The sequence below is a fragment of the Oceanidesulfovibrio marinus genome, assembly GCF_013085545.1.
In the GTDB taxonomy this organism is placed as follows: Bacteria; Desulfobacterota; Desulfovibrionia; order Desulfovibrionales; family Desulfovibrionaceae; genus Oceanidesulfovibrio; species Oceanidesulfovibrio marinus.
The window spans coordinates 1008117-1029311 of record NZ_CP039543.1 but is presented as its reverse complement, the minus strand read 5'-3'; the positions used below and the strand labels follow the sequence as shown (position 1 = coordinate 1029311).

General features: G+C 63.1%; 15 protein-coding genes. 9 read left to right on the top strand and 6 right to left on the bottom strand.

The features are described from left to right. Positions 1-29: 29 nt before the first annotated feature. Together cysS and E8L03_RS04565 are read right to left on the bottom strand one after the other, a co-directional pair. The gene (gene cysS / locus E8L03_RS04570) at positions 30-1487 is read right to left on the bottom strand and encodes a cysteine--tRNA ligase (RefSeq protein ID WP_171266691.1); all 1458 of its coding nucleotides are present in this window, start codon (positions 1485-1487) and stop codon (positions 30-32) included. Between the two features lie 105 nt (positions 1488-1592). Continuing rightward, positions 1593-2513: a DHH family phosphoesterase gene (locus tag E8L03_RS04565; protein WP_144234689.1), complete on the bottom strand. Its 921-nt coding sequence runs from the start codon at positions 2511-2513 to the stop codon at positions 1593-1595. A gap of 208 nt (positions 2514-2721) precedes the next feature. On the opposite strand from E8L03_RS04565, the gene E8L03_RS04560 reads away from it, so the two are divergent. Beyond that, positions 2722-3564 (top strand): alpha/beta hydrolase, encoded by an 843-nt coding sequence (locus E8L03_RS04560; RefSeq protein ID WP_171266690.1) that lies wholly within the window; start codon positions 2722-2724, stop codon positions 3562-3564. Positions 3565-3612: 48 nt separating this feature from the next. On the opposite strand, the gene E8L03_RS04555 is transcribed toward E8L03_RS04560, so the two are convergent. Continuing rightward, the gene (locus E8L03_RS04555) at positions 3613-4764 is read right to left on the bottom strand and encodes a tRNA nucleotidyltransferase/poly(A) polymerase-related protein (RefSeq protein ID WP_171266689.1); all 1152 of its coding nucleotides are present in this window, start codon (positions 4762-4764) and stop codon (positions 3613-3615) included. Between the two features lie 91 nt (positions 4765-4855). Between E8L03_RS04555 and E8L03_RS04550 the strand changes: the two genes are divergently transcribed. The 4 genes from E8L03_RS04550 to E8L03_RS04535 all read left to right on the top strand — a co-directional run bounded on the left by E8L03_RS04550 (position 4856) and on the right by E8L03_RS04535 (position 15176). Next, positions 4856-5845 carry a biotin--[acetyl-CoA-carboxylase] ligase gene (locus E8L03_RS04550; RefSeq protein WP_171266688.1) on the top strand — a complete coding sequence of 330 codons (990 nt, stop codon included), beginning with the start codon at positions 4856-4858 and terminating at the stop codon, positions 5843-5845. 143 nt (positions 5846-5988) lie between these two features. After that, a complete protein-coding gene (locus E8L03_RS04545) occupies positions 5989-9693 on the top strand; it encodes a pyruvate carboxylase (protein WP_171266687.1) in 3705 nt (1234 codons plus the stop codon). Between the two features lie 192 nt (positions 9694-9885). Continuing rightward, the gene (locus tag E8L03_RS04540) at positions 9886-13491 is read left to right on the top strand and encodes a PEP/pyruvate-binding domain-containing protein (protein ID WP_144234684.1); all 3606 of its coding nucleotides are present in this window, start codon (positions 9886-9888) and stop codon (positions 13489-13491) included. A 218-nt stretch (positions 13492-13709) separates the two neighbouring features. Next, the gene (locus tag E8L03_RS04535; protein ID WP_171266686.1) at positions 13710-15176 is read left to right on the top strand and encodes a ferric reductase-like transmembrane domain-containing protein; all 1467 of its coding nucleotides are present in this window, start codon (positions 13710-13712) and stop codon (positions 15174-15176) included. 140 nt (positions 15177-15316) lie between these two features. Here E8L03_RS04535 and E8L03_RS04530 read toward each other — a convergent pair whose 3' ends face one another. The 3 genes from E8L03_RS04530 to E8L03_RS04520 form a co-directional block, all read right to left on the bottom strand. Beyond that, the gene (locus E8L03_RS04530; RefSeq protein WP_171266685.1) at positions 15317-15613 is read right to left on the bottom strand and encodes a hypothetical protein; all 297 of its coding nucleotides are present in this window, start codon (positions 15611-15613) and stop codon (positions 15317-15319) included. A 215-nt stretch (positions 15614-15828) separates the two neighbouring features. After that, positions 15829-17169, bottom strand: a complete 1341-nt coding sequence (locus E8L03_RS04525) for a M23 family metallopeptidase (RefSeq protein WP_171266684.1) — start codon at positions 17167-17169, stop codon at positions 15829-15831. A gap of 22 nt (positions 17170-17191) precedes the next feature. Then, positions 17192-17653 carry a CBS domain-containing protein gene (locus tag E8L03_RS04520; protein WP_144234680.1) on the bottom strand — a complete coding sequence of 154 codons (462 nt, stop codon included), beginning with the start codon at positions 17651-17653 and terminating at the stop codon, positions 17192-17194. 225 nt (positions 17654-17878) lie between these two features. On the opposite strand from E8L03_RS04520, the gene E8L03_RS04515 reads away from it, so the two are divergent. The 4 genes from E8L03_RS04515 (at position 17879) to E8L03_RS04500 (ending at position 21190) form a co-directional block, all read left to right on the top strand. Continuing rightward, positions 17879-18526, top strand: coding sequence for a protein-L-isoaspartate(D-aspartate) O-methyltransferase (locus tag E8L03_RS04515; protein ID WP_171266683.1), 648 nt, complete (start codon positions 17879-17881; stop codon positions 18524-18526). Between the two features lie 67 nt (positions 18527-18593). After that, complete coding sequence (locus tag E8L03_RS04510; RefSeq protein ID WP_144234678.1) at positions 18594-19181, top strand: YqaA family protein; 588 nt, start codon at positions 18594-18596, stop codon at positions 19179-19181. 157 nt (positions 19182-19338) lie between these two features. Further along, the gene (locus tag E8L03_RS04505) at positions 19339-20223 is read left to right on the top strand and encodes an Mrp/NBP35 family ATP-binding protein (RefSeq protein ID WP_144234677.1); all 885 of its coding nucleotides are present in this window, start codon (positions 19339-19341) and stop codon (positions 20221-20223) included. Positions 20224-20578: 355 nt separating this feature from the next. After that, entirely contained in the window at positions 20579-21190 is a 612-nt protein-coding gene (locus tag E8L03_RS04500) for a lytic transglycosylase domain-containing protein (protein ID WP_171266682.1), read from the top strand. The last annotated feature ends 5 nt before the right edge of the window (positions 21191-21195 follow it).

Genomic DNA, 21195 nt, shown 5'->3' with positions numbered 1-21195 from the left:
TTTCTCGACCTTTGCGGACGCTGGATCGATCAGAGCATGTCCCAGACCGGTCCCTGCGGGGTGTCGCGAACCTCCACGCCCATCTGGGTGAGGGAGTCGCGAATGGAGTCCGCGGTTTCGAAGTCCTTGGACTTCTTGGCTTCGGTGCGCTGGGCCACGAGCTTTTCCACCTCGGCCACGTCTACGTTGCGGCGCGTCAGCCGCTTGGCCTTGAGGTCTTCCAGGAAGGTGCGGGGGTTCTGGCCGAAGAGGCCGAGCACGCCGCCCATCTCCTGCATGATCTGGCTGAACCGCTCGAACACCGCTTTGGCGTCCTCGGTCTTGCGCAGCTTGGCGTCGTCCAGCAGGCGTCCCACCACCTTGACCGCGCCGAACACGTGGCCGATGGCGCCGGCCGTGTTGCAGTCGTCCTCCATGGACTCGGCAAAGCCGGTCACGGCTTCTTCCAGCTCGCGGGAGAAGTCCTCGGGCAGGGGGGATTTCTTGCGCTTCTCGCGGGTCAGCTCCTCCTCCACGTCGGCCAGCACGGTGTACACGCGGCGCAGGTTCTTCTCGGCCTCGTCCATGGAGTCGAAGGTGAAGTCAATGGGGCTGCGGTAGTGCTTGGTAAGCAGGAAGTAGCGCAGGGTCTCCGGCAGGTAGCTTTCGTAGATGTCGCGGATGGTCTTGAAGTTGCCCAGCGACTTGGACATCTTCTCGGAGTCGATCTGCACGAAGCCGTTGTGGACCCAGAAGTGGACGAAATCCTTGCCCGTGGCCGCCTCGGACTGGGCGATCTCGTTCTCGTGGTGGGGGAAGATGAGGTCCTGTCCGCCGCCGTGGATGTCCAGGGGCAGCTCCAGCAGGTTCTCGCTCATGGCCGAGCACTCGGTGTGCCAGCCGGGCCGGCCCTTGCCCCATGGGCTGTCCCAGGAGGGCTCGCCGGGCTTGGCCGCCTTCCACAGGGCGAAATCCAGGGGATCTTCCTTGCCCTCGTCCGGGGCGATGCGCGCTCCGGCGCGCAGGTCGTCCAGATTGCGGTTGGAGAGCTTGCCGTAGTCGGCGAAGGCGCGCACGCGGTAGTACACGTCGCCGGACAGGGTGGTGTAGGCAAAGCCCTTGTTCATAAGGTTCTGAGTCAGCTCGATCATGTCGCCGATGTGGTCGGTGGCCTTGGGCTCCAGATCGGCGCGCAGCACGCCCAGCGCGTCCATATCCTCGTGGAACGCGGCCATGAACTTCTCGGCGATGTCGTGGCTGGAAGCGCCGACCTCGTTGGCCCGGTTGATGATCTTGTCGTCCACGTCCGTGAAGTTGCGCGCAAAGACCACCTCGTAGCCGCGGGCGCGCAGGTAGCGCACGATGACGTCGAAGACCACGGCCGAGCGGGCGTGGCCGATGTGGCAGTAATCATAGGCCGTGATGCCGCAGACGTACATGTTCACACGGTTTTCGTGAATGGGCTTGAACTCTTCCTTGGTCCGGGTCAGGGAGTTGTAGAATCGCATATAGTGTTCGTTGGTTGAGGACAATGAAGGAGAGCGCGCTCGTGGCGCGCTCGGATCACAATACGGGAAAACGGACGACGTGTCGCCCCATGGGGCGCATATACGTCAGTCGTTCTCTTTGTCCACCGCTTTAAGAATTTCTTCCAGGGCGGTGTTGGCCTCTTCGTTGGGCACCTGGCAGGTTCCCACGGCGCGGTGGCCGCCGCCGCCAAAGCGCAGCATCAGCCGGCCCACGTCCAGGGTGGCGGTTCTGTTAAGGATAGACCGGCCCATGGTGAAGACCGTGTTCATCTTGCGCAGGCCCCAGATGATACGCAGGGAGAGGTTGCACTCGGGATACAGGGCATAGACCATGAAGCGGTTGCCGACAAATATCTCCTCCTGCTCGCGCAGGTCGATGGTCACCAGCGATCCGCGCACCAGGGCGTTGTCGCGCAGCATCTTCTTGTACGGCTCCTGGTGGGCGAAGTAGCGCTCCAGCCGCTCCTTCACGTCCATCAGGCTCAGAATCTCATCGATGTCCATGGTGCGGCAGTGCTCGATGAGCCGCTCCATGAGCTGGTAGTTGGAGATGGTGTAGTCGCGGTAGCGGCCCAGACCGGTGCGGGGGTCCATCACAAAGCTGAGCAGCACCCAGCCGGTGGGGTCCAGGATGTCTTTCTCGTCCAGCTGCCCGGAATCGCACTTGTCCACCGCGGCGAGCATGTCGTTGAAACGCTTGGGAAAGGTCTCCTCCCCGCCGTAGTAGTTCCAGATCACGCGGGCGCAGGAGGGCAGCGGCTCGGCCATGCCTTCGAAGGTGATGTTCTTGTCCAGGCGTTCCTGCTCGCTGGTGTGGTGGTCGAACCACAGACCGCAGCCTGGCACGTACGGCACGTTGGCCAGCACGTCGTTGGGGCCGACCTCGATGACGCCGTCCTGAAGGTCCTTTGGGTGGACGAACTTCCATTCCGTCATAATGCCTGCTTCCTTAAGAAGCACGGCGCAGATCAGGCCGTCGAAGTCTGAGCGGGTCAGCAGTCGCATGGTTTCCCCCATGTGCGAGGCGCCGTTTGCCCCGTTTCGCACTTTTCTTTCCTGCGTTTTTCCTCTAGCAGCGTACACGGAACAGTTACAGACAAGGACCCTATCTCATGTACAGGCCCCCAGCCGCTCCGAACTCGGAACGGAGTTGCATCCTAGGGATTTTTTTGCGGCTTGTGAATACTTTTGGCCCGGAAGGCGACCTCCCGGAATGAAGCGTCGCGCCATTCAAATGCCCATGCAGATACTTCTCGCACTCATCGGACTGTACGCCGCTGTCTGCGTGCTCGTCCATTTCATGCAGCCGCGGCTCGTGTTCCATCCCCATGCCGAGCTCGAAGCCGATCCCACGGACGCTGGCTTACCCTTCGAGGATCTGACCCTGACCGCCGAGGATGGCACGTCCATCCACGCCTGGTTCATTCCCGGAGAAGGCGAGGGCGGCGGCGCCGGCCTTTCCGGGGTGTTCTGCCACGGCAACGCCGGCAACCTCTCCCATCGGTTGGACACCATGAAGATCCTGCGCGGTCTGGGCATCGACATGCTTTACTTCGACTACCGCGGCTACGGCAGAAGCGGCGGCAAGCCCACGGAGGAGGGCACGGCCATGGACGCCCGCGCCGCCTACCGCTGGCTGACGCTGGAGAAGGGCGCGAAGCCGGATCGGGTGGTAGCCTGGGGCCGCTCCCTGGGCGGAGCCGTGGCCGCGCGCCTGGCCGACGAGCAGACCGTGGCCGCCCTCGTGCTGGAGACCGCCTTCACCTCCATCCCGGACATGGGTCAGCGGATGTACCCCTTCCTGCCGGTGCGGCTGCTGGCATCGACCAGGATGGCCACCCTGGAGCACCTGCGCCGGGTGCGCGTGCCCGTGCTCATCGCCCATGGCACGGCCGACGAAACCGTGCCCTATGACATGGGGCGGACCCTGTTCGAGGCGGCCCACGAGCCCAAGACGTTCCTGGAGCTGGCCGGCGGCCACAACGATTTCTTTCTGGTCATGGGCGATGACTACGCCGTGGCAGTGGAGCGGTTTCTGGAAAGCATACCGCGGTAGGGAAAATTCTGGCCGGGCTCGTTGATTTATTGCCTGGTGTGCTTATTTTCAGAGGGACGAGTCCGACTCCGCCAGCGCCTGGCAGCGCAGGCTCCGCAGCTTTTCTCCGCTCTCCGGGCCCTTACCCTGATCTTCCGACGGCAGATGCACCGCAAGCATTCGCGAAAGGTCCTGGCGGACGGCGGTGAACAGCGCGGCGTCCGGCGGAATGTCGCCGTCGGCCGCGGCGGTGACGAGCATCTCCTCCACGAGGCGGTCCCTGTGCAGCGCGTCGAGCATGTCTACGCGGGTTCCGGGCCGCAGGGAGGCGTAGCGGGCCATGGTCATGTGCCTGGCCGAGGCCACGGTTCCGGCCTTGCGCAGCCGGTTGGAGAGGCGCAGACGGTCGGCCAGAGCCGCTGCCGACTCCTCGCCGCGGCCTTCGTGGCCGTAGTGTTTGGGCCAGAGCTCCGGATCGGTGGACGCCTTGCCCAGATCGTGGCAGAGCGACATCCACACCGCGGTGGGGACCTCGGCCTGCGGGAAAAAGGCGCAGAGCGACGCGGCGCGGTCCATGCACTGGGCCGTGTGCTCCAGCACCGACTCGTCATGGAAGGGCAGGGGGCCTGCCGGGATGTCGTCCGTGCCGGCAAGCTCCGGGAACCATGGTTCCAGGCAATGCGCCTTTGCCAGCAGCCGCAGGAAGTTGCCGGGTCTGGGTGCGTTCAGGGTCTTGATGACCTCGGCGCCCACGCGCTCGGCGTCCAGGCCGTCCAGCAGGCCGTCCTCCGCCGCCTGGCGCATGGCCGATACGAGCTCCGGATGGGCCGAGAAGTCCGGATGCTTGGCCAGAAAACGTGGGCCGCGGAACACGCGCAGGGGATCGTCGGTGAAGGAGCGGTCCGAAGCCGGCCGGAGCACTTGGTTCGCGAGGTCCTCGGCGGCGCGGGGATGCAGGTAGAGCCTGCCGTCTTCGTCCATGGCCAGGGCGTTCACGGTAAGGTCGCGGCGCAGAAGATCCTCGTGTATGGTGGCGCCGCGCGGCGGGGCGAACTCCATGCCGCGGTGGATGAAGATGGAAAAGGATTTGCCGGCGCGCTTGGCGTCGGGGAAGCGTTGGAGCAGCTCGGCCTCCTCGCCGAAGTAGACGAAATCGCGGTCGGCTGCCGGTCTGCCCAGGAGCATGTCGCGGACGGCGCCGCCTGCAAGATAGAGTCGCATGCGCTCCCCTAGCATGCGCGCGGCGGTCCCGGAAGGGCCAAATTCCTCCTTTGGGAGGCCAGGACAACATTCAAGGTAAAGCGACGAGACAATGCCCGTATACATTTGGCAGGCAGAAACGCCCGAGGCGGCCGGACCGATCAAGGATATTGCGAAGCCCCTGGACTGGACCGCTCCGCCGGACGGCTGGGGCCACGATCTGGTGGAGCTGGCCATGTGGGACGACGCGCCGTGCCCTCCCGGCGTTCCGGGTAGCTGCATGGTCAGCGAGGTGAACAAGGACGACGGCGGTCCGGCGATTCTTTTCTTTTCCGCCGCCTCCTCCGCCCTGGATATCGGCCGGGAGCTGGGCGCGTCCGGCGGCCTGCAGGAGTGGGACTCCGTCATCGTAGGCAGCCAGTGGGCGGGCCGTGGGCAGCTTCGCCGCGGCTGGCATTCGCCGGAGGGCAACATGTACGTGGGGTGGCGGATTCCCTCGCCTGCAGGGCCGGGGGATGAGCTGGCATCCATCGTCACGGGCGTGGCCCTGGCCGAGGCGTTTTCCGAGCTGGGCATCGAGCTGGAGCTCAAGTGGCCCAATGACCTGGTGCTCATGCAGTGCGAGGGCCGGCCGGTGGGCGAAAGGGGCTGGGGCCTCAAGGTGGGCGGCATCTTACTGGAAGAGCGCGGTGGCGTGCTCATCGCTGGTATCGGCGTGAATCTGAACGAGACACCCCCGGCCGAGACGCTGCGGGACGGCCACGCCGTGCCTGCTGGATGTCTGGTGCAGGACCCGGACCCCACCAAGCGCCGCGCCGGACCGCTGGCGCTGTGGCAGGCCGTGGCTCCGGCGGCGCGCAGGCATTACGAGGAGCTCGCGAAATGGAGCGCTGCCGAGGTGGTGGAGCGCGCCGAGGCGCGTCTGGCCTGGAAAGGGCGGCCAGTTTCCGTATGGCACGAATCATCGCCAAAAGAGCACTTGGATTTTGACAAACGTGCAGGAACAATAGTAGGGCTCACTGTTCACGGGGCTATCCGCATCGCATTTGATGACGGTGAGAAGACTTTCTCATCGGCGCAGCTGACCCCCCTCGAATCCTGACGCACCCCTGTGCAGCGCGCCCCTGACGAGAACCCCAACAGACCGGCTCCACGGGAAGGAGCCGTCGTATGGTGCGCACCGCGCCGCCCGACAGGTGCGCCAATTGAGCGCTATGTCATACCCCGCCAAGGAGACAGAAGACAGTGTCAATCAAGTCTTTCCAGAAAGTCCAGGAAGAGATCAAGGGCAAGCCCATTCTGGTTGCCAACCGGGGCATCCCGGCACGCCGCATCCTGCGCTCTATTTACGAGCGATTCGACGCCATCCCGATTATGACCGCCACCCAGGTGGACAAAACCTCGCCCTCCACTTCCGGCGCTCAGGAGCTTTTGCTGCTGGGCAAAGATCCCCGCGCCTATCTGGATATCGAGCTCATCATTCGCAAAGCCAAGGCGCGCGGCGTGGTGGCCATCCACCCCGGCTGGGGCTTCGCCTCCGAGGATGAGGCCTTTCCAAAGCTCTGCGACGAGGCGGGCATCCGCTTTATCGGTGCATGGGCCGAGCCCATGCGCAAGCTGGGCAACAAAGTCGCCCTGCGGCAGCTTGCCCAGGAGCTCGGCGTTCCTGTGGTGCCCGGCTCCAACGGCGCCGTGGACATTCCCGAGGCGCGCCGCCTTGCCCAGGAGATCGGCTTCCCCATCATGCTCAAGGCGGAAGGCGGCGGCGGAGGCCGCGGCATCTTTGCCGTGCACAGCGAGAAAGAGCTTGAGAGCGCCTTCGAGAAAGCCTCGGTCATGGCCAAGGCCTCCTTTGGCAACCCCCGGCTGTTCGTGGAAAAGATGCTCACGGACATCCGGCATATCGAGATTCAGGTCATTGCCGACAAGTACGGCAATGTCTTCGCCTTTGACGAACGCGACTGCTCCGTGCAGCGCAATCACCAGAAGCTCATCGAGATCACGCCTTCGCCCTGGCCGGGAATGACCCAGGAGCTGCGCGAACGGCTCAAGGAGTACTCCATCCGGCTGGTCAAGGCCGTGGACTACTACTCCCTGGCCACGGTGGAGTTCCTGGTGGACTCCACGGGCGAGCCGTACCTCATCGAGGCCAACACCCGCCTGCAGGTGGAGCACGGTATTACCGAAAGCCGCTACGGCATCGACCTGGTGGAAGAGCAGATCGCCATCGCCTTTGACGGCGAGCTGCGCTTCAACGAGGAGGAGACCAAACCGCTGCTGCACGCTATGCAGGTGCGCATCAACTGCGAGGACCCCAAGCAGAACTTCGCGCCCAACTCCGGGTTGATCACCCGGTATATCTCGGCGGGCGGTCCCGGCGTGCGCCTCGATTCGTGCATCGCCGCCGGCTACGAGTTCCCCTCGCAGTACGACTCGGCAGGATCGCTGCTCATCAGTATGGGCTCCTCGTGGGAGAAGACCCTGGCCGTGATGAACCGCGCCCTGCGCGAGTACACCATCGGCGGCATCAAGACCACGATCCCGTTCCATCGCCAGGTCATCAAGCATCCCGTGTTCCGCGCCGGCGAGTACAACACCGCCTTCATCGCGGAGCATCCGGAGATTTACAACTATCTGGACGTGGAGACCGAATCCACGCGCCTCTCGCGCCTCATCGCCGAGATCACGGCCAAGGGCTACAACCCGCACATCAAGTACGGGGAGTACCGCTCGCGCGATACGCCGCGCATGCCCAAGTACGAGATCGTGCAGCCCAAATTCGACGTGAAGGATCATCCCACGCCGTATCCCCGCGGCGACCGCAAGGCGATCCTCGATTTCGTGCGCGACTCCGGCTACACCCACTTTACGGACACCACGGCGCGCGACATCACGCAGTCCAACAGCGGCAACCGCTTCCGCTTGGCCGAAGACGAGGTCATGGGCCCGTACCTGGACAACTGCCGCTTCTTCTCTCTGGAGAATGGCGGCGGCGCCCACTTCCACGTGGCCATGCTCGCGAATATGACCTACCCCTTCACGGAGGGGAAGAAGTGGAACGAGTTCGCGCCCAAGACGCTGAAGCAGATCCTGATTCGCTCCACCAACGTGCTCGGCTACAAGCCACAGCCCAAGAACATCATGCGGCTGACCGGCGAGATGGTGAACGAGCACTACGACATCATCCGCTGCTTCGACTTCCTCAACCACATCGAGAACATGCGCTCATTCGCCGAGGTCGTGCTGGACTCCAAGGCAAACATCTTCGAGCCGGCGCTCTCCATGTCCTGGTCGCGCGGCTTCGATGTGGACCACTACCTCGGCGTGACCGAGGAGATCCTGCGCATGGTGGGCGACGTGGCCGGCGTGAACACCACCGAGGCGTCCAAGCGCATCATCCTGGGCCTCAAAGACATGGCCGGGATGTGCCCGCCGCGGTTCATCCGCGCCCTGGTGGAGGCTCTGCGCAAGAGGTGGCCCGACCTGGTGCTGCACTACCATCGCCACTACACGGACGGCCTGTTCGTGCCGGCGGTGGGCGCCGCGGCAGAGGCCGGCGCGCATATCGTGGACACGGCCATCGGCTCCACGGTGCGCTGGTACGGCCAGGGTGACGTGCTCTCTACGGCCGCATATATAGAGGATGAGCTCGGCCTGAAGACCAATCTGGACAAGGGCATGATTCGCCAGGCCAACTTCGTGCTCAAGCAGATCATGCCGTACTACGATCGCTACTGCACCCCGTTCTTCCAGGGCATCGACTACGATGTGGTGGAGCACGCCATGCCCGGCGGCGCTACGTCCTCGTCCCAGGAAGGGGCCATGAAGCAGGGCTACATCCACCTGCTGCCGTACATGCTGCGCTTTTTGGCCGGTACGCGGAAGATCGTGCGCTACCACGACGTAACGCCCGGCTCCCAGGTCACCTGGAACACGGCCTTCCTGGCCGTGACATCCGCATACCAGCGCGGCGGCGAGGAAGAGGTGCTGACCCTGCTGGACGTGCTGGACGGCGTGGTGAACAATCCGACCCAGGAGATCGACCCTGACGGCAAGGCGCCTGCGCTGATGATCTACCAGGACGCCAACGACGCCTTCCGCGATCTGCTTCTGGGCAAGTACGGCCGGCTGCCCCTGGGGTTCCCGCCGGATTGGGTCTACCGCAGCGCCTTTGGCCGCGACTACAAGAAGGCCCTGGCCAAGCGTACCGAGGTTTCGCCCCTGGAGTTCCTCAAGGACATGGACCTCACGGAGGAGCGCGAGGCATTGCGCGGCCATCTGCAGCGCGAGCCCAGCGAAGAAGAGTTCGTCATGTACCTGAACCATCCGGGCGATGCGCTGAACACCATTCGTTTCCACAACGAGTTCGGCAACCCGAACTGTCTGCCTCTGGACGTGTGGTTCGAGGGCGCCGAGATCAGCAAGGAAGTGCAGTTCAACGACTCGGCCGGCAAGCCGCACAGCATGACTGTCCTGCGCATCACGCGCCCGGACGATCGCGGCATGAGCATCGTGCGCTACATCCTGGACAGCGAGATCCTGGACTACGAGGTCAAGGTGTGCGAGGTGGAGTCCCACGTCGAGGGCGGCCTGGAGATGGCCGATCCCAACAACCCGTACCACATGGGCTCTCCGGGCACCGGTGATCTCTGGGTGATGTACGTGAGCCCCGGCGACATGGTGAAGAAGGGCGAAGAGATATTCAATATCTCCATCATGAAGCAGGAGAAGGCCGTGTTGGCGCCCGTGGACGGGCACGTGAAACGGGTGCTCAAGACAGCAAAGTACTCGGAGGACAGGCAGATGGTGCCGGTGAAGGGCGGCGAGCTCATCGTGGAGCTGGAAGCCGCACCGGTGACGTGTCCCACCTGCGAGAAGCCGTTGATGGATGTGGCCTGCAGATACTGCCCACATTGTGGCGAGAGACTGGGCGAGGAAGCGGCTCTGTGATACGATTCGATTTCGACGGAGAATTGACGAACCCGAGTCGAAAAAGCTACATGAATATATCATGAACTCAAGCGGCCGGTCCGGACTTTCCGGATCGGCCTTCCGTATCCCGTTCGATCACTTTGCAATGCTCGGCGGCGGGAAAGGGCAGTTTCCCGTTTCCGATGAGCGCGCCCAAGGAGGAGGACGCCCATGGCAAAAAGCAAGGACGACAAGTCCAAAGCTTCTAATAAATCTGAGAGTAAACAGACCGCCGGAAAAGACGAGGCAAAGCTGGAGGCAATCCGGAACCAACTCGTATTGAACGGTGCTGATATCGTAGCCCTTGGGGAAGAGGGCGAGCTTCTTGTCGGTGGCAAGAACTACAACACGGCGATCATCAGCCAGGTCAAGGGCATTCGCGCTCCGCAGTTCCGGGCGATTTCCTCCAAGGCTTTCCATAAGCTCCTGGACGAAACCAAGGTCAACGCCACGCTCATACGCCAGGTGGTGAACAAGGAATACAACCGCATCAACTGGGCGGACCCCGAGATCAACAAGGATCCGGAGTTCCTGCAAAAGTTCGTGCGCCGTCTGGGCGCCGAAGTGAACTCCACCACCAGCTCTTCGGCCGGGGAGTCCACCCAGGTCAAGATGCGCACCTTCATCAACAATGTGGTGGAAGGCTTCGCCACTTCGCCGGAAGGCATAGACCAGCTCCGCAAGCGTAGCGTCCTTGTGCAGGTGGCCATCCTTTCCGTTGATGTGCCGAAGGACGTGGACACGGCCGTGCGCTCCGCCTACGCCTCCATCTGCAAGGAGGCCGGCCTGGAGGACGAGCCCGTGGCCGTGCGTTCCTCCGCCGCAGGCGAAGACAGCCGCAAGAAGGCCTTTGCCGGCTTGCAGGACACCTACCTGAACATCGTGGGCGAGCAGCACTGCGTGGAAGCCTACCACTGGGACTGCGCCTCGGCCTACAACCTGCGCTCCATGACCTACCGCCGCGAGGCCATTCTCGACGCCATCGCCACGGCGGAGTCCACCGGCGAGGAGGACATCGCCGAGAAGGCCAAGCGCGAGTGGGCCATCGAGAACACCTCGCTCTCGGTCTGCATCATGCGCATGATCAACCCGCTGATCTCGGGCACGGCATTCAGCGCCGACACTGCCACGGGATGCCGCGGCACCGCGCGCAAGGAGCTCGTGTCCATGGATGCGAGCTACGGCCTGGGCGAGGCTGTGGTCGGCGGCATGGTTACGCCGGACAAGTTTTACGTGTTCCAGCGCGATGACAGCTCCGAGGTCGTCATCCGCCAGATGGGCCACAAGGACAAGAAGATCGTCTACGACGCCAAGGGCGGCACCAAGGTCGTGGCCGTGGCGGACAACGAGATGTTCCGCTGGTCCCTCTCCCTGGCTCAGGCCGAGGACGTTGCCAAGGGCGTGCGCGCCATCTCCAAGGCCTATGGCGGCATGATCATGGACACCGAGTTCTGCATCGACGCGGCCGACAGGCTGTGGTTCGTGCAGGCCCGGCCCGAGACCCGCTGGAACGAGGAGTTCGAGCTCCATCCGGACACCATCTTCATGCGTCGTCTGGAAGTGGAGGCAAAGGCCACCAAGACGGCCGAGTCGCTGCTGGAAGGCAACGGTGCCTCCCGCGGCGCCGGCCAGGGCCAAGTCAAGTTCCTGCGCTCTGCCCTGGAGCTGAACAAGATCAACAAGGGCGACATCCTTGCCGCGGACCGCACCGATCCGGACATGGTCCCCGGCATGCGCATCGCTTCCGCCATTCTGGCCAACGTGGGCGGCGACACCTCCCACGCAGCCATCACCTCCCGCGAGCTGGGCATCCCCGCCGTCATCGGCATCGGCCGGCTGGAGCTTCTGCGCTCCCTGGACGGCCAGGAGGTCACGGTGGACGGCTCCAGCGGCAAGGTCTATCGCGGCCTGCTGCCCCTGGCCGAGGTCGGCGGCGAGATCAACGTGGCCGAGCTGCCCAAGACCAAGACCAAGGTCGGCCTCATCCTGGCCGACGTGGGCCAGTCCATGTTCCTTTCGCGTCTGCGCGAGGTGCCGGACTTCGAGGTGGGCCTGCTGCGCGCCGAGTTCATGCTCGGCAACATCGCCGTGCACCCGCTGGCCCTGGAAGCCTACGACAACGGCCGCCTGGAAGAGGCCGTGGAGGCGCGGCTGGACGATCTGGAGCAGCAGCTCACAAAGATCATCCGCGAGCAGATGGCCGCCGGCGTGGTGACCCTGGACATGAAGCTGCGCCACTACGTGGGGCTGGTCACGGGTCTGACCCGCGAGCTGGAGGCGCTCACCGAGCGTGAGATTTCCCGCTCCACGGACGAGGTGCTGGCCATCCATCGCGAGCTGCGCGAGCTGGACCGCAAGCTGGACGACTACGTCTCCCTGGCCACGCGGCGCATCGATGAGCTCAAGACCTCCGTGGACCTGGCCGAGCACGTCTCCCTGATCATGGGCTACAAGGATGAGCTGGTCGTTCTGACCGGTAAGGACCCCGACACCCTCAAGCGGCGTCAGGAGATCGAGTCCGCCATTCGCGAGCAGGTGGACAAGATCAAGGACGTGCCCGAGGTCCAGGAGACCATCCAGAAGATTAAGAACCTGCGCCGCGAAGTGGCGCAGAAGGTGGGCCTGCTCAGCGCCATGGACGAGCTGCGCAGCGTGCCGCAGAAGATCCGCGAGATCATCATGACCCGCGGTTACCGCACCGGCCGCGAGCACTACACCCAGACCCTGGCCCAGGGACTGGCGCTCTTCGCCATGGCCTTCTACGGCAAGCCCATCGTCTACCGCACCACGGACTTCAAATCGAACGAGTACCGCAACCTTATCGGCGGCGCGCTCTTCGAGGAGATCGAGGACAACCCGATGCTGGGCTACCGCGGCGTCTCCCGCAACATCCACGACTGGGAGCTCGAAGCGTTCAAGCTCGCTCGCGGCGTGTTCGGCGGCACCAACCTCCAGCTCATGTTCCCCTTCGTGCGTACGCTGGAAGAGGCGCGCTCCATGAAGCGCTACGTGGAGCAGGTGCACAACCTCAAGAGCGGCAAGGACGGGCTCAAGATCATCCTCATGAGCGAGATCCCCTCCAACGCCATCCTGGCCAAGCAGTTCATCGAGGAGTTCGACGGCTTCTCCATCGGCTCCAACGACATGACCCAGATGGTGCTGGCCACGGACCGCGACAACGCGCGTCTCAGCCACATCTACGACGAGGAGGACCCGGGCGTGATCTGGGCCATCCTGGTCACCATCTTCACCGGCCAGAAGTACGGCAAGAAGGTGGGCTTCTGCGGCCAGGGCGTCTCCAACTCCGTCATCCTGCGCGGCCTGGTGGGCATCGCCGGCATCGTCTCCGCATCCGTGGTGCCGGACACCTACGAGCAGACCAAGCACGACATGGCCGAGGTGGAGCAGGAGAACATCGCCGTGTCCGGGTTGGGCAAGTGGCTCGGCGAGCGCTTCCTGGACCGTCTGACCCACGTGCTCAAGGCGCACAACTACGAGCACATCCTCAAGAAGTACAAGACGCCGACCGACTTCATGGAGTGGTACGAGGGCGAGCTGGCGCGGCTCCACGAGCAGCTTCGCGAGCACCTGGACACCAGCAAGGAGTCCTTCTACCGTTCCGAGATGGAAACCTTCCGCAAGCACTTCCACAAGGTCGTGATCTACGCCAACTGGGATTGGGGACGGACCGTGGAGGACGCGCTCCATCAGGCCGGTTTCGCATCCTTCGAGGAGCAGACCGAGGCCCTGGAGGCCCAGCGCAAGAAGAGCTGGTAAGCCTCGCGGTCAGTCAATACGACGCAATGAGCGCCTTCCGGTCATGCCGGGAGGCGCTTTTCTTTTGCGCAAGCCAGCCGCTGTCGCTCGATTCCATGCCGGAATCTATTTCCTTCAAAGCCGTCTTCCCTTTCATTGCCAATTCTGTACAATATGCGCTTGGGGCAATCCGTGCGCCATGCGCATCCGTATGGGCAAAGCAAGAGGTCAGGGGGACAATGGAACAGAAAGAAGACGAGCCCAGGACGCCGCTGTTGACGGGACCAGACTCCGCGCCGCGTGAGCAGCCATCACCGGAAAGACGGCGCACGTTGCGCAACCAGCTCTGGGCCGCCTGGATATTCATGCAGGTGGTGATGAACCTCGGTTGGATCTTTTCCAGGCTCGATCATTTCCGGCATCCGTCATGGGAGCACGTCTTCGGCGACTTCGCCAACCTCTGCGCCTTCAACGGTGTGGTCTTTTTCGTAATCATGCTCCTGCTCGGCTCGCGCAACCCCACAGTGCAGCGCGCCTTCGGTCTGGACAGGATGCTGCTTCTGCACCGCCGCCTGGGCGTGTACACCCTGGGCTGCTTCATCGGCCACGCCATCTTCCGCACCTGGTCCATCTCCCTCCGCCGCGGCGTGAGCTACGACTTTTCCATTCTCTACTCCATGGATCTGGCAGAGTGGGACCTGGTGCTGGGGCGGCTCGCGCTGCTCATCATGATCGGCGGCACGGTGCTGGCGCTGTTGGGGCAAAAGTACCTGGTGCTGCAGTACCATGTGTGGAAGCGGCCGCACTTCTTGCTTTATCCGGCCCTGTTCATGGGGCTGGTGCACGCTTATGCGCACGGCAACGACATGCCGCATACTCCGTTCCGGGAAGCGGGCGTTGTGCTCGGCATTATCGCCGCCGCGGACCTGGCCAGACGGGCGCACTACCGACTCAAACGGGGCAGGGGCCATGTCTGGTTCGTCAGCGAACGCGTGCAGGAAACCAGCGACACGGCCACATTCACGCTGCAGCATCCGGAGGCCTCGGCCGAGTTCGCGCGCCGGCTTCCCGGCCAGTTCGCCGTAATCCGCGCGCCGTATGTGCCCCATCTCAACGAGCCGCATCCGTTCACATTTTCCGGCGAGCCGCTGGGGGACAAACACCATGCGGACGATCGCCTGCGCTTCACGGTCAAGGTGTCCGGAGACTTCACGGCAACCTTCGTCAAAATGCCTCTGGGCGCGCCCATTCTGGTGGAAGGGCCGTACGGCGTGTTCCTCTCCGACATTGGCCGCTGGGACCGAGTGGGGCTCATTGCCGGCGGCGTAGGCATCACGCCGTTCCTCAGCCTTGTCCGGGCTTTTGCGCAGCGGGGCGACTGCCCGCCCACCACGCTGGTCTGGTCCAACAGGACGCTGGCCGACACCTTCGCTCTGGAGGAGCTGGTGGGCTACACCAGGGAGCTGCCGCTCTCGCTGGTGTTCGCCTTCACGCGGGAGCAGCCCGAGGGCCTGCCGGCGGAGTCGCCGTCCACGCGGTTCGTCTACGGCCGGCTGGGGCCGGGGCTGCTGCAGGAGCTGTTCAGCGGCAAGGAGGGCTTCTACCTCTGCGGGCCGGAGCCGTTCCAGCAGGCCGTGGCTTATGCGTTGCGCCACGATCTGAAGGCGCCGGCGGAGAACATCCAGCGCGAGCATTTCTTCTGGTAAGATGCGGCCGCTGCCTGTCCAAGAAGTTGGACAGAAGCAGGGCGGGTGGCAGGAGTGCGATCCACAACCGGCATTGCTGGGAAGTGACTTCCGCTACGCACAACGAAGCGCTTTCGAAAAGAAGAGGGACCCTACGCTGCTCAGGCTTTGGGCAGGTCCATGCTGGCTGAAATATGCTCCAGCATGGACAGCCTCGATTGCGGTCCATCTTCGTTGTAGTGGACAGCAATGCCTATGATGCCGCGGTTCTGCAGGTTCCATTTCCGTATATCCGCCTGCGCCACGGCGTTGCGGATATTCTCGGATTCCCCAACTTCGATAAACGACCAGCCCAGACCGTTCACCGCCGTCAAAACAAGAAAGACGCCAGGAGCGTTTTTGAGCTGGCCCATATCTGTGTAGGGCCCCTCGAATTCATAGCCACTGCAGTTCATCATAGTGTTTCCGGGGTACATGGGTGCATAACATAACTTTATTCATACGATGTTTCCCAGTCCGCACGCAGTGGGAGAAATTGGTTAATAGCTTCTTGGGATGGGTGTAGGAGACGGGGGCGGCCGCATTGGTTGTTCATTTAATTGACGAAAAAAGCCGGCCTCCGCAAAGGGGAGACCGGCTTTTTTTGTCCGTCCAATTATCTGGATAACAAAGCTCAGGAGCCGTTGGCCGTGGCGCTCATGACGTCGGGAATCTTCTCGCTGAGGTTGTCCTGAATCCAGTGAGCGTCCCACCACTCCACAGGCATGACAGGCAGGCCCGACACAAGCACGCCGAAGTGGAGGTGGTCGCCGCCGGCCATGCCGGTGGAACCGGTCTTGCCTAGGGACTGGCCCTTGGTCACTTCATCGCCGGTGGATACGGCTATCTCTGACATGTGCGCATACAGGGTCATCAGGCCCATGCCGTGGTCGATGACCACGCAGTTGCCGTAGATGCCCATGTTGCCGGTGTATGCCACCACGCCGTCGTTGGCGGCCGGAACATCGGCGCGCTGGGTTGAGGCGAGGTCAAAGCCCAGGTGGGTCTGTTCATCCACCTTTTCGCCATTGTAGATGTAGCTGCGGTGGTCGGCGAACTGCGCCATGGTCGCGCCGGGCATGCGCAGGAAGGCGCCGTGCCACAGGGGCGTGGGGCGGCTGTGCTGCCCCATCTCCAGCAGGGCCTGACGGTTGTTTTTGCGCATGATGCTGTTGACCGCGAGGAAGATGTCCAGGTTGTTCTTTTTGTCCGGGAAGGCCTGGGCGAACTCGGGCATTTTCCGGTCCAGGAAGGACTGCGGCAGGTTGATGGTGTCCTCGCGGAACTCGCGGGGCCGGGCGTTGACGCTGAGGTTGACGGCGGCCTCGTTGCCGGCGGCGTCCGTGGCCATGAGCACCGGCTGGTAGTCCTGGACGTCCATGGTGTACGGGAAGGCGAAGAGCGCGCTCCAGTTGCCGTTGGCTTGCTTGTAGGCCGGGAAGAAGTAGTCGCCTGCGCGCACGCCTGTCATGGCCAGCTCCTCGTCGACGGAGTAGCTCACGGCTCCGGCGCCGCCGCGAGTGATGTTGATGACGCCGCTTGTGATGGCGATGCGCGGGGGTTGCGTATCCAGAGTGTGGGTGCGGGAAAGATGGGCCATGTTGCCGCCGCCGAACTTGGCGTAGGAGCCGTCCACGGCAAAGACGTCGATGACGATGTCGCCGTCCTTGAGGGGTAGATCCTTGAGCGAGAAGGCGAGATTGGCGGAGGCGGGCTTGTCCGGGAACTGCGCGCTGGCGATGTCCCACGTCTTGTCGCCGGCTGTCACCTGGACGGCCATGGAGCGGATGCCGGACTTGGCGTCCTCGGCATGCGCGGTGAGCTGCATGTTCTTGGAGACGTAGACAGTCAGAGGGGAGAGCTCCGTAACAGGGGCGGTGCGGTCCCGGAAGAGCATGAACACGCCGCCGCCGATAGCGATGAGAATAATGAGCAACAAGAGCGGGAACGCTCTGATGCGACCGGAAGATGCCATGGAAACGACCTCGGCTATGGGTTTACTCCGGCTGGGTTGCCTGGGGCGCATCGGAGTCCTGCGCCTCCAGGGAGTCCAGGAGCCGGATGGTGAGTTTGAGGAAGTCGGCTTCCGTGATAATGCCCTTGAGGATGCCGTCCTGAACGACGGGCAGGCAGCCGTACTTGTGGTTCAACAACATTTCCGCTGTCTCGCGGATGGAGGTTTCCGGTGTGACGGTGGTCACGTCGCGGCGCATGATCTCGTGGATGGGAATGCCGGAGTCGATTTCGTCCTGTACGGACTTGTCCACCTCGGCGAACCGGGAGATGGTCGCAGCCAGAAGGTCGCGGTGCGTGATCAGACCGAGAAAGTGCCGGTGATCATTGACAATGGGGATATGCCGGATCCGTGCAAGGGACATCATGGAGCGGGCTGCGCGTAGGGAATCCGTGCGTTTCAGCGTAAACACTTCGCGAGTCATGAAATCCTTGACGAGGTACATGGAACTCCCCCTGGCTATTTAGAAATTGTTTAGAAGATAATCGTTCACCAGGGCGCGGCTGTCAAGGATTTCCCGGAACTCCACGGCGGCTTCCGGCATGCTGCATGTTGACTCAGCATGGGAAACATGGTTTGCAACAGCCGCAGCAGACGAGTCGTCCAGGCGGCGTACCAAACGCAATGATGGCGGCGCGTCATGCGCCGCACAAGACCCCGGATTGCAGATATGGCAGGATCAGACCTCAAACGCCTGCGCGAACGCATGGTTCGCGAGCAGATAGAAGCGCGCGGCGTGCAGGACCAACGCGTGCTCGCCGCCATGCGCAAGGTGCCGCGCCACCTCTTCGTACAGGAGGCGATGACCTCCCACGCCTACAGTGACGATGCCTTGCCCATCGGCAGCGGCCAGACCATTTCTCAGCCGTACATCGTCGCGCTCATGTCCGAGCTTCTGGAGGTGGAGCCGGGCATGACGGTCCTGGAGATCGGCACGGGCTCCGGCTACCAGGCGGCGGTGCTCGCCGAGATGGGCTGCGAGGTCTTCACGGTGGAGCGCCAGCGTACGCTGTACTCCAAGGCGCGGGAGCGGCTGCTGGAGATGCGTTACTTCAAGGTCCGCTGCAAGCTGGACGACGGCACCATGGGCTGGCCCGAGGAAGCGCCTTTCGACAGGATCATTGTTACGGCCGGCGGCCCCAGCGTGCCCGAGCCTCTGGTGGATCAGCTCGCCGACTCGGGCATCCTGATCATGCCCGTGGGCAGGTCCAGGCGCAGCCAGGAGCTCGTCATGCTTCGCCAGAAGGACGGCGTCGTCACCGAGGAGCGTTTCGGCGGCGTCGCATTTGTCGATCTCGTGGGCGAGCACGGCTGGTAAGACGCCGGCATCCTCCACCAGTTCTCCCCATCACTTTTCAGACACACCCCGAACCGGACCAATCTTTATGAAATTCATGCAATCGTGGATCGAGAAGATGTGGCGCATTTCCGATACGAAAGGCGCGCACAGGGTTCTGGCCCTGGTGGCCTTCTCGGAGTCCATCTTCTTCCCGATCCCGCCGGACGTGCTGCTCATGCCCATGTGCCTGGGCAACCGCGAAAAATCCTTCCGCTACGCGCTCACCTGTCTCATCTTCTCCCTGCTGGGCGGTGTGGTGGGGTATTTCGTGGGCTACTACTTCATGCAGGTCATCGGCGAGCCCATCGTGCGCTTCTACGGCTTCCAGGACCAAGTGCAGCAGATAGCGATGTGGTACGAAAAGTACAACGCCTGGGCCGTGGCCGTGGCCGGGCTCACGCCCATTCCGTACAAGGTGTGCACGCTTACGGCGGGCATGTTCAAGATCGACTTCACGACCTTCATCATCGCCTCCACCCTGGCGCGCGGCTTCCGCTTCTTCTGCATCGCCACGCTGCTGTATTTCTTTGGCGAGAAGGTCCGCGACTTCATCGAACGCCGTTTCAACATCGTGGTCACGGCGCTCATGGTGCTTGTGGTGCTGGGGTTTGTCGCGATAAAATTCTTCAAGTAACGCGGATCAGAGGGCGGATGTCCGGGCTTGACTGGACCAGCCGGCTCGATATTCTGGTTTCCGCAATGGATAAGTGTCTCCCGGCTCGCGGCGCTGCCTGCGGCGTGGGCCGGATGTGCCGTGCATGACCATACAAACGTATCCGGGGGAAAGTGCGATGAGTACCTCGTGCAGCAGTTGCGGCGGCCAGGAGCAAGGCTCCCAGGACGCCACCGTTTCCATGCAGGACGAGCTTATCAGGAGCACGCTGGCGAAAATTCGCTACAAGCTCTTCGTGATGAGCGGCAAAGGCGGCGTGGGCAAGAGCTCCGTGGCCGTGAACCTGGCTGCGGCCCTGGCCGCTTCCGGCAAGAAGGTGGGCCTCATGGACGTGGACATCCACGGCCCCAGCGTGGCCAATCTGCTGAGTCTGGAGGGCGGTCTGGACGTCCACAAGGGCGAGCTCTTCCTGCCCAAGAAGTTCAACGACAACCTCTCGGCCGTGTCCATGGACACGCTCCTGAAGGACCGCGACCAGGCTGTGCTCTGGCGCGGCCCCATGAAGCACTCGGCTATCCGCCAGTTCATCGCCGACGTCATGTGGGGCGAGCTCGACTACCTGGTCATCGATTCCCCTCCCGGAACCGGCGACGAGCACATGACCGTGCTCAAGACCATCCCGGAAGCGCTGTGCGTCATCGTGACCACCCCGCAGGAGGTCTCCCTGGCCGACGTACGCAAGGCCATCAACTTCCTGCAGTACGCCCAGGCCAACGTGCTCGGCGTGGTGGAGAACATGAGCGGCCTTATCTGTCCCCACTGCAAGGAAGAGATCTCCCTGTTCAAGAAGGGCGGCGGTAAGGATCTGGCCCGGAAGTACGGCCTGAACTTCCTGGGCGCCGTGCCGCTGGACCCGGCCACAGTGGTGGCCGGCGACCTGGGCAAGCCCGTGGTGCTGATGGATGAGGACTTCCCGGCCAAGGAAGCGTTTCTGGAGATTGCGCGCAAGACGGCGCAGGCCGCCGAGAGCAGCCTGGAGATCGCCTCCACCATCCACACCTAGACGCATGGTCCCAAGCCGCTTGCGGCGGCTCAATGCTTGCAGAGGGGCAGGGCAGGCACGTGCGGATGGTCATTCCATCCCGTGCCGGGCGTTGCCCCTTTCGTGCGTCTGGGGCTCAAACCTCCGGAAAAAGCTGCGCCGGGAGCGTGTTAGGATATGTTATCAAAGGCTGGAACGGTCAGCAGGGGCGGCGCGTCACCAAACCGGCGCAACGGCAGGGCGGCATGCTTCCGCGCAGACCGCCAGGCTTTCTTTTTGGGAAAAATTTCTGTATGATAGATATGCAATTGCGCGTGCTGAATCGGCATCATCCTCTCGGTCAACACCACAATACGCAATTCTGACGGAAGACCCCATGCAAACTCCTGCTGCCTGCTCCCGCACTCTCCTGCCCGCCGCGGTCGTTTCCGTGCTCCTTGCCTGCTTTGTGTTTATCGGTGGGACGCCTCCAGCGGCCGCCTCGTCGGATGAGGTCATCTACTCCAAGACCGACGACGAAGGCGTGCTCTGCCTGACGGACCGCAAGACCGTCGGATTCCGAGTGTACCTGGTATTCAGGGACATCATGCGGCGTTTCCCCAACGTGAAGAAGGCCCAGGTGGAGGCCATTGCCCGGCGCTACTCCAAGATATACGGGCTGGACCCCAAGCTCGTCACCGCGGTCATCGAGGTGGAGTCCGGCTTCTGCAACGAGGTGACCTCCAACAAGGGCGCCGAAGGGCTCATGCAGATCATGCCCGAGACCCAGCGCGAGCTCGGCGTCACCAAGCCGTACGATCCAGAGGACAACATCGCCGGCGGCGTGCGCTATCTGCGCATGATGCTCGACCGGTACAACCGCGTGGACCTTGCCCTGGCCGCATACAACGCCGGCCCCGGCAACGTGGACAAGTACGGCGGCATCCCGCCGTTCAAGGAAACCCGCAACTACGTGCGCAAGGTCCTTTCGCTCTACAAGCGCTCCTGAGTACC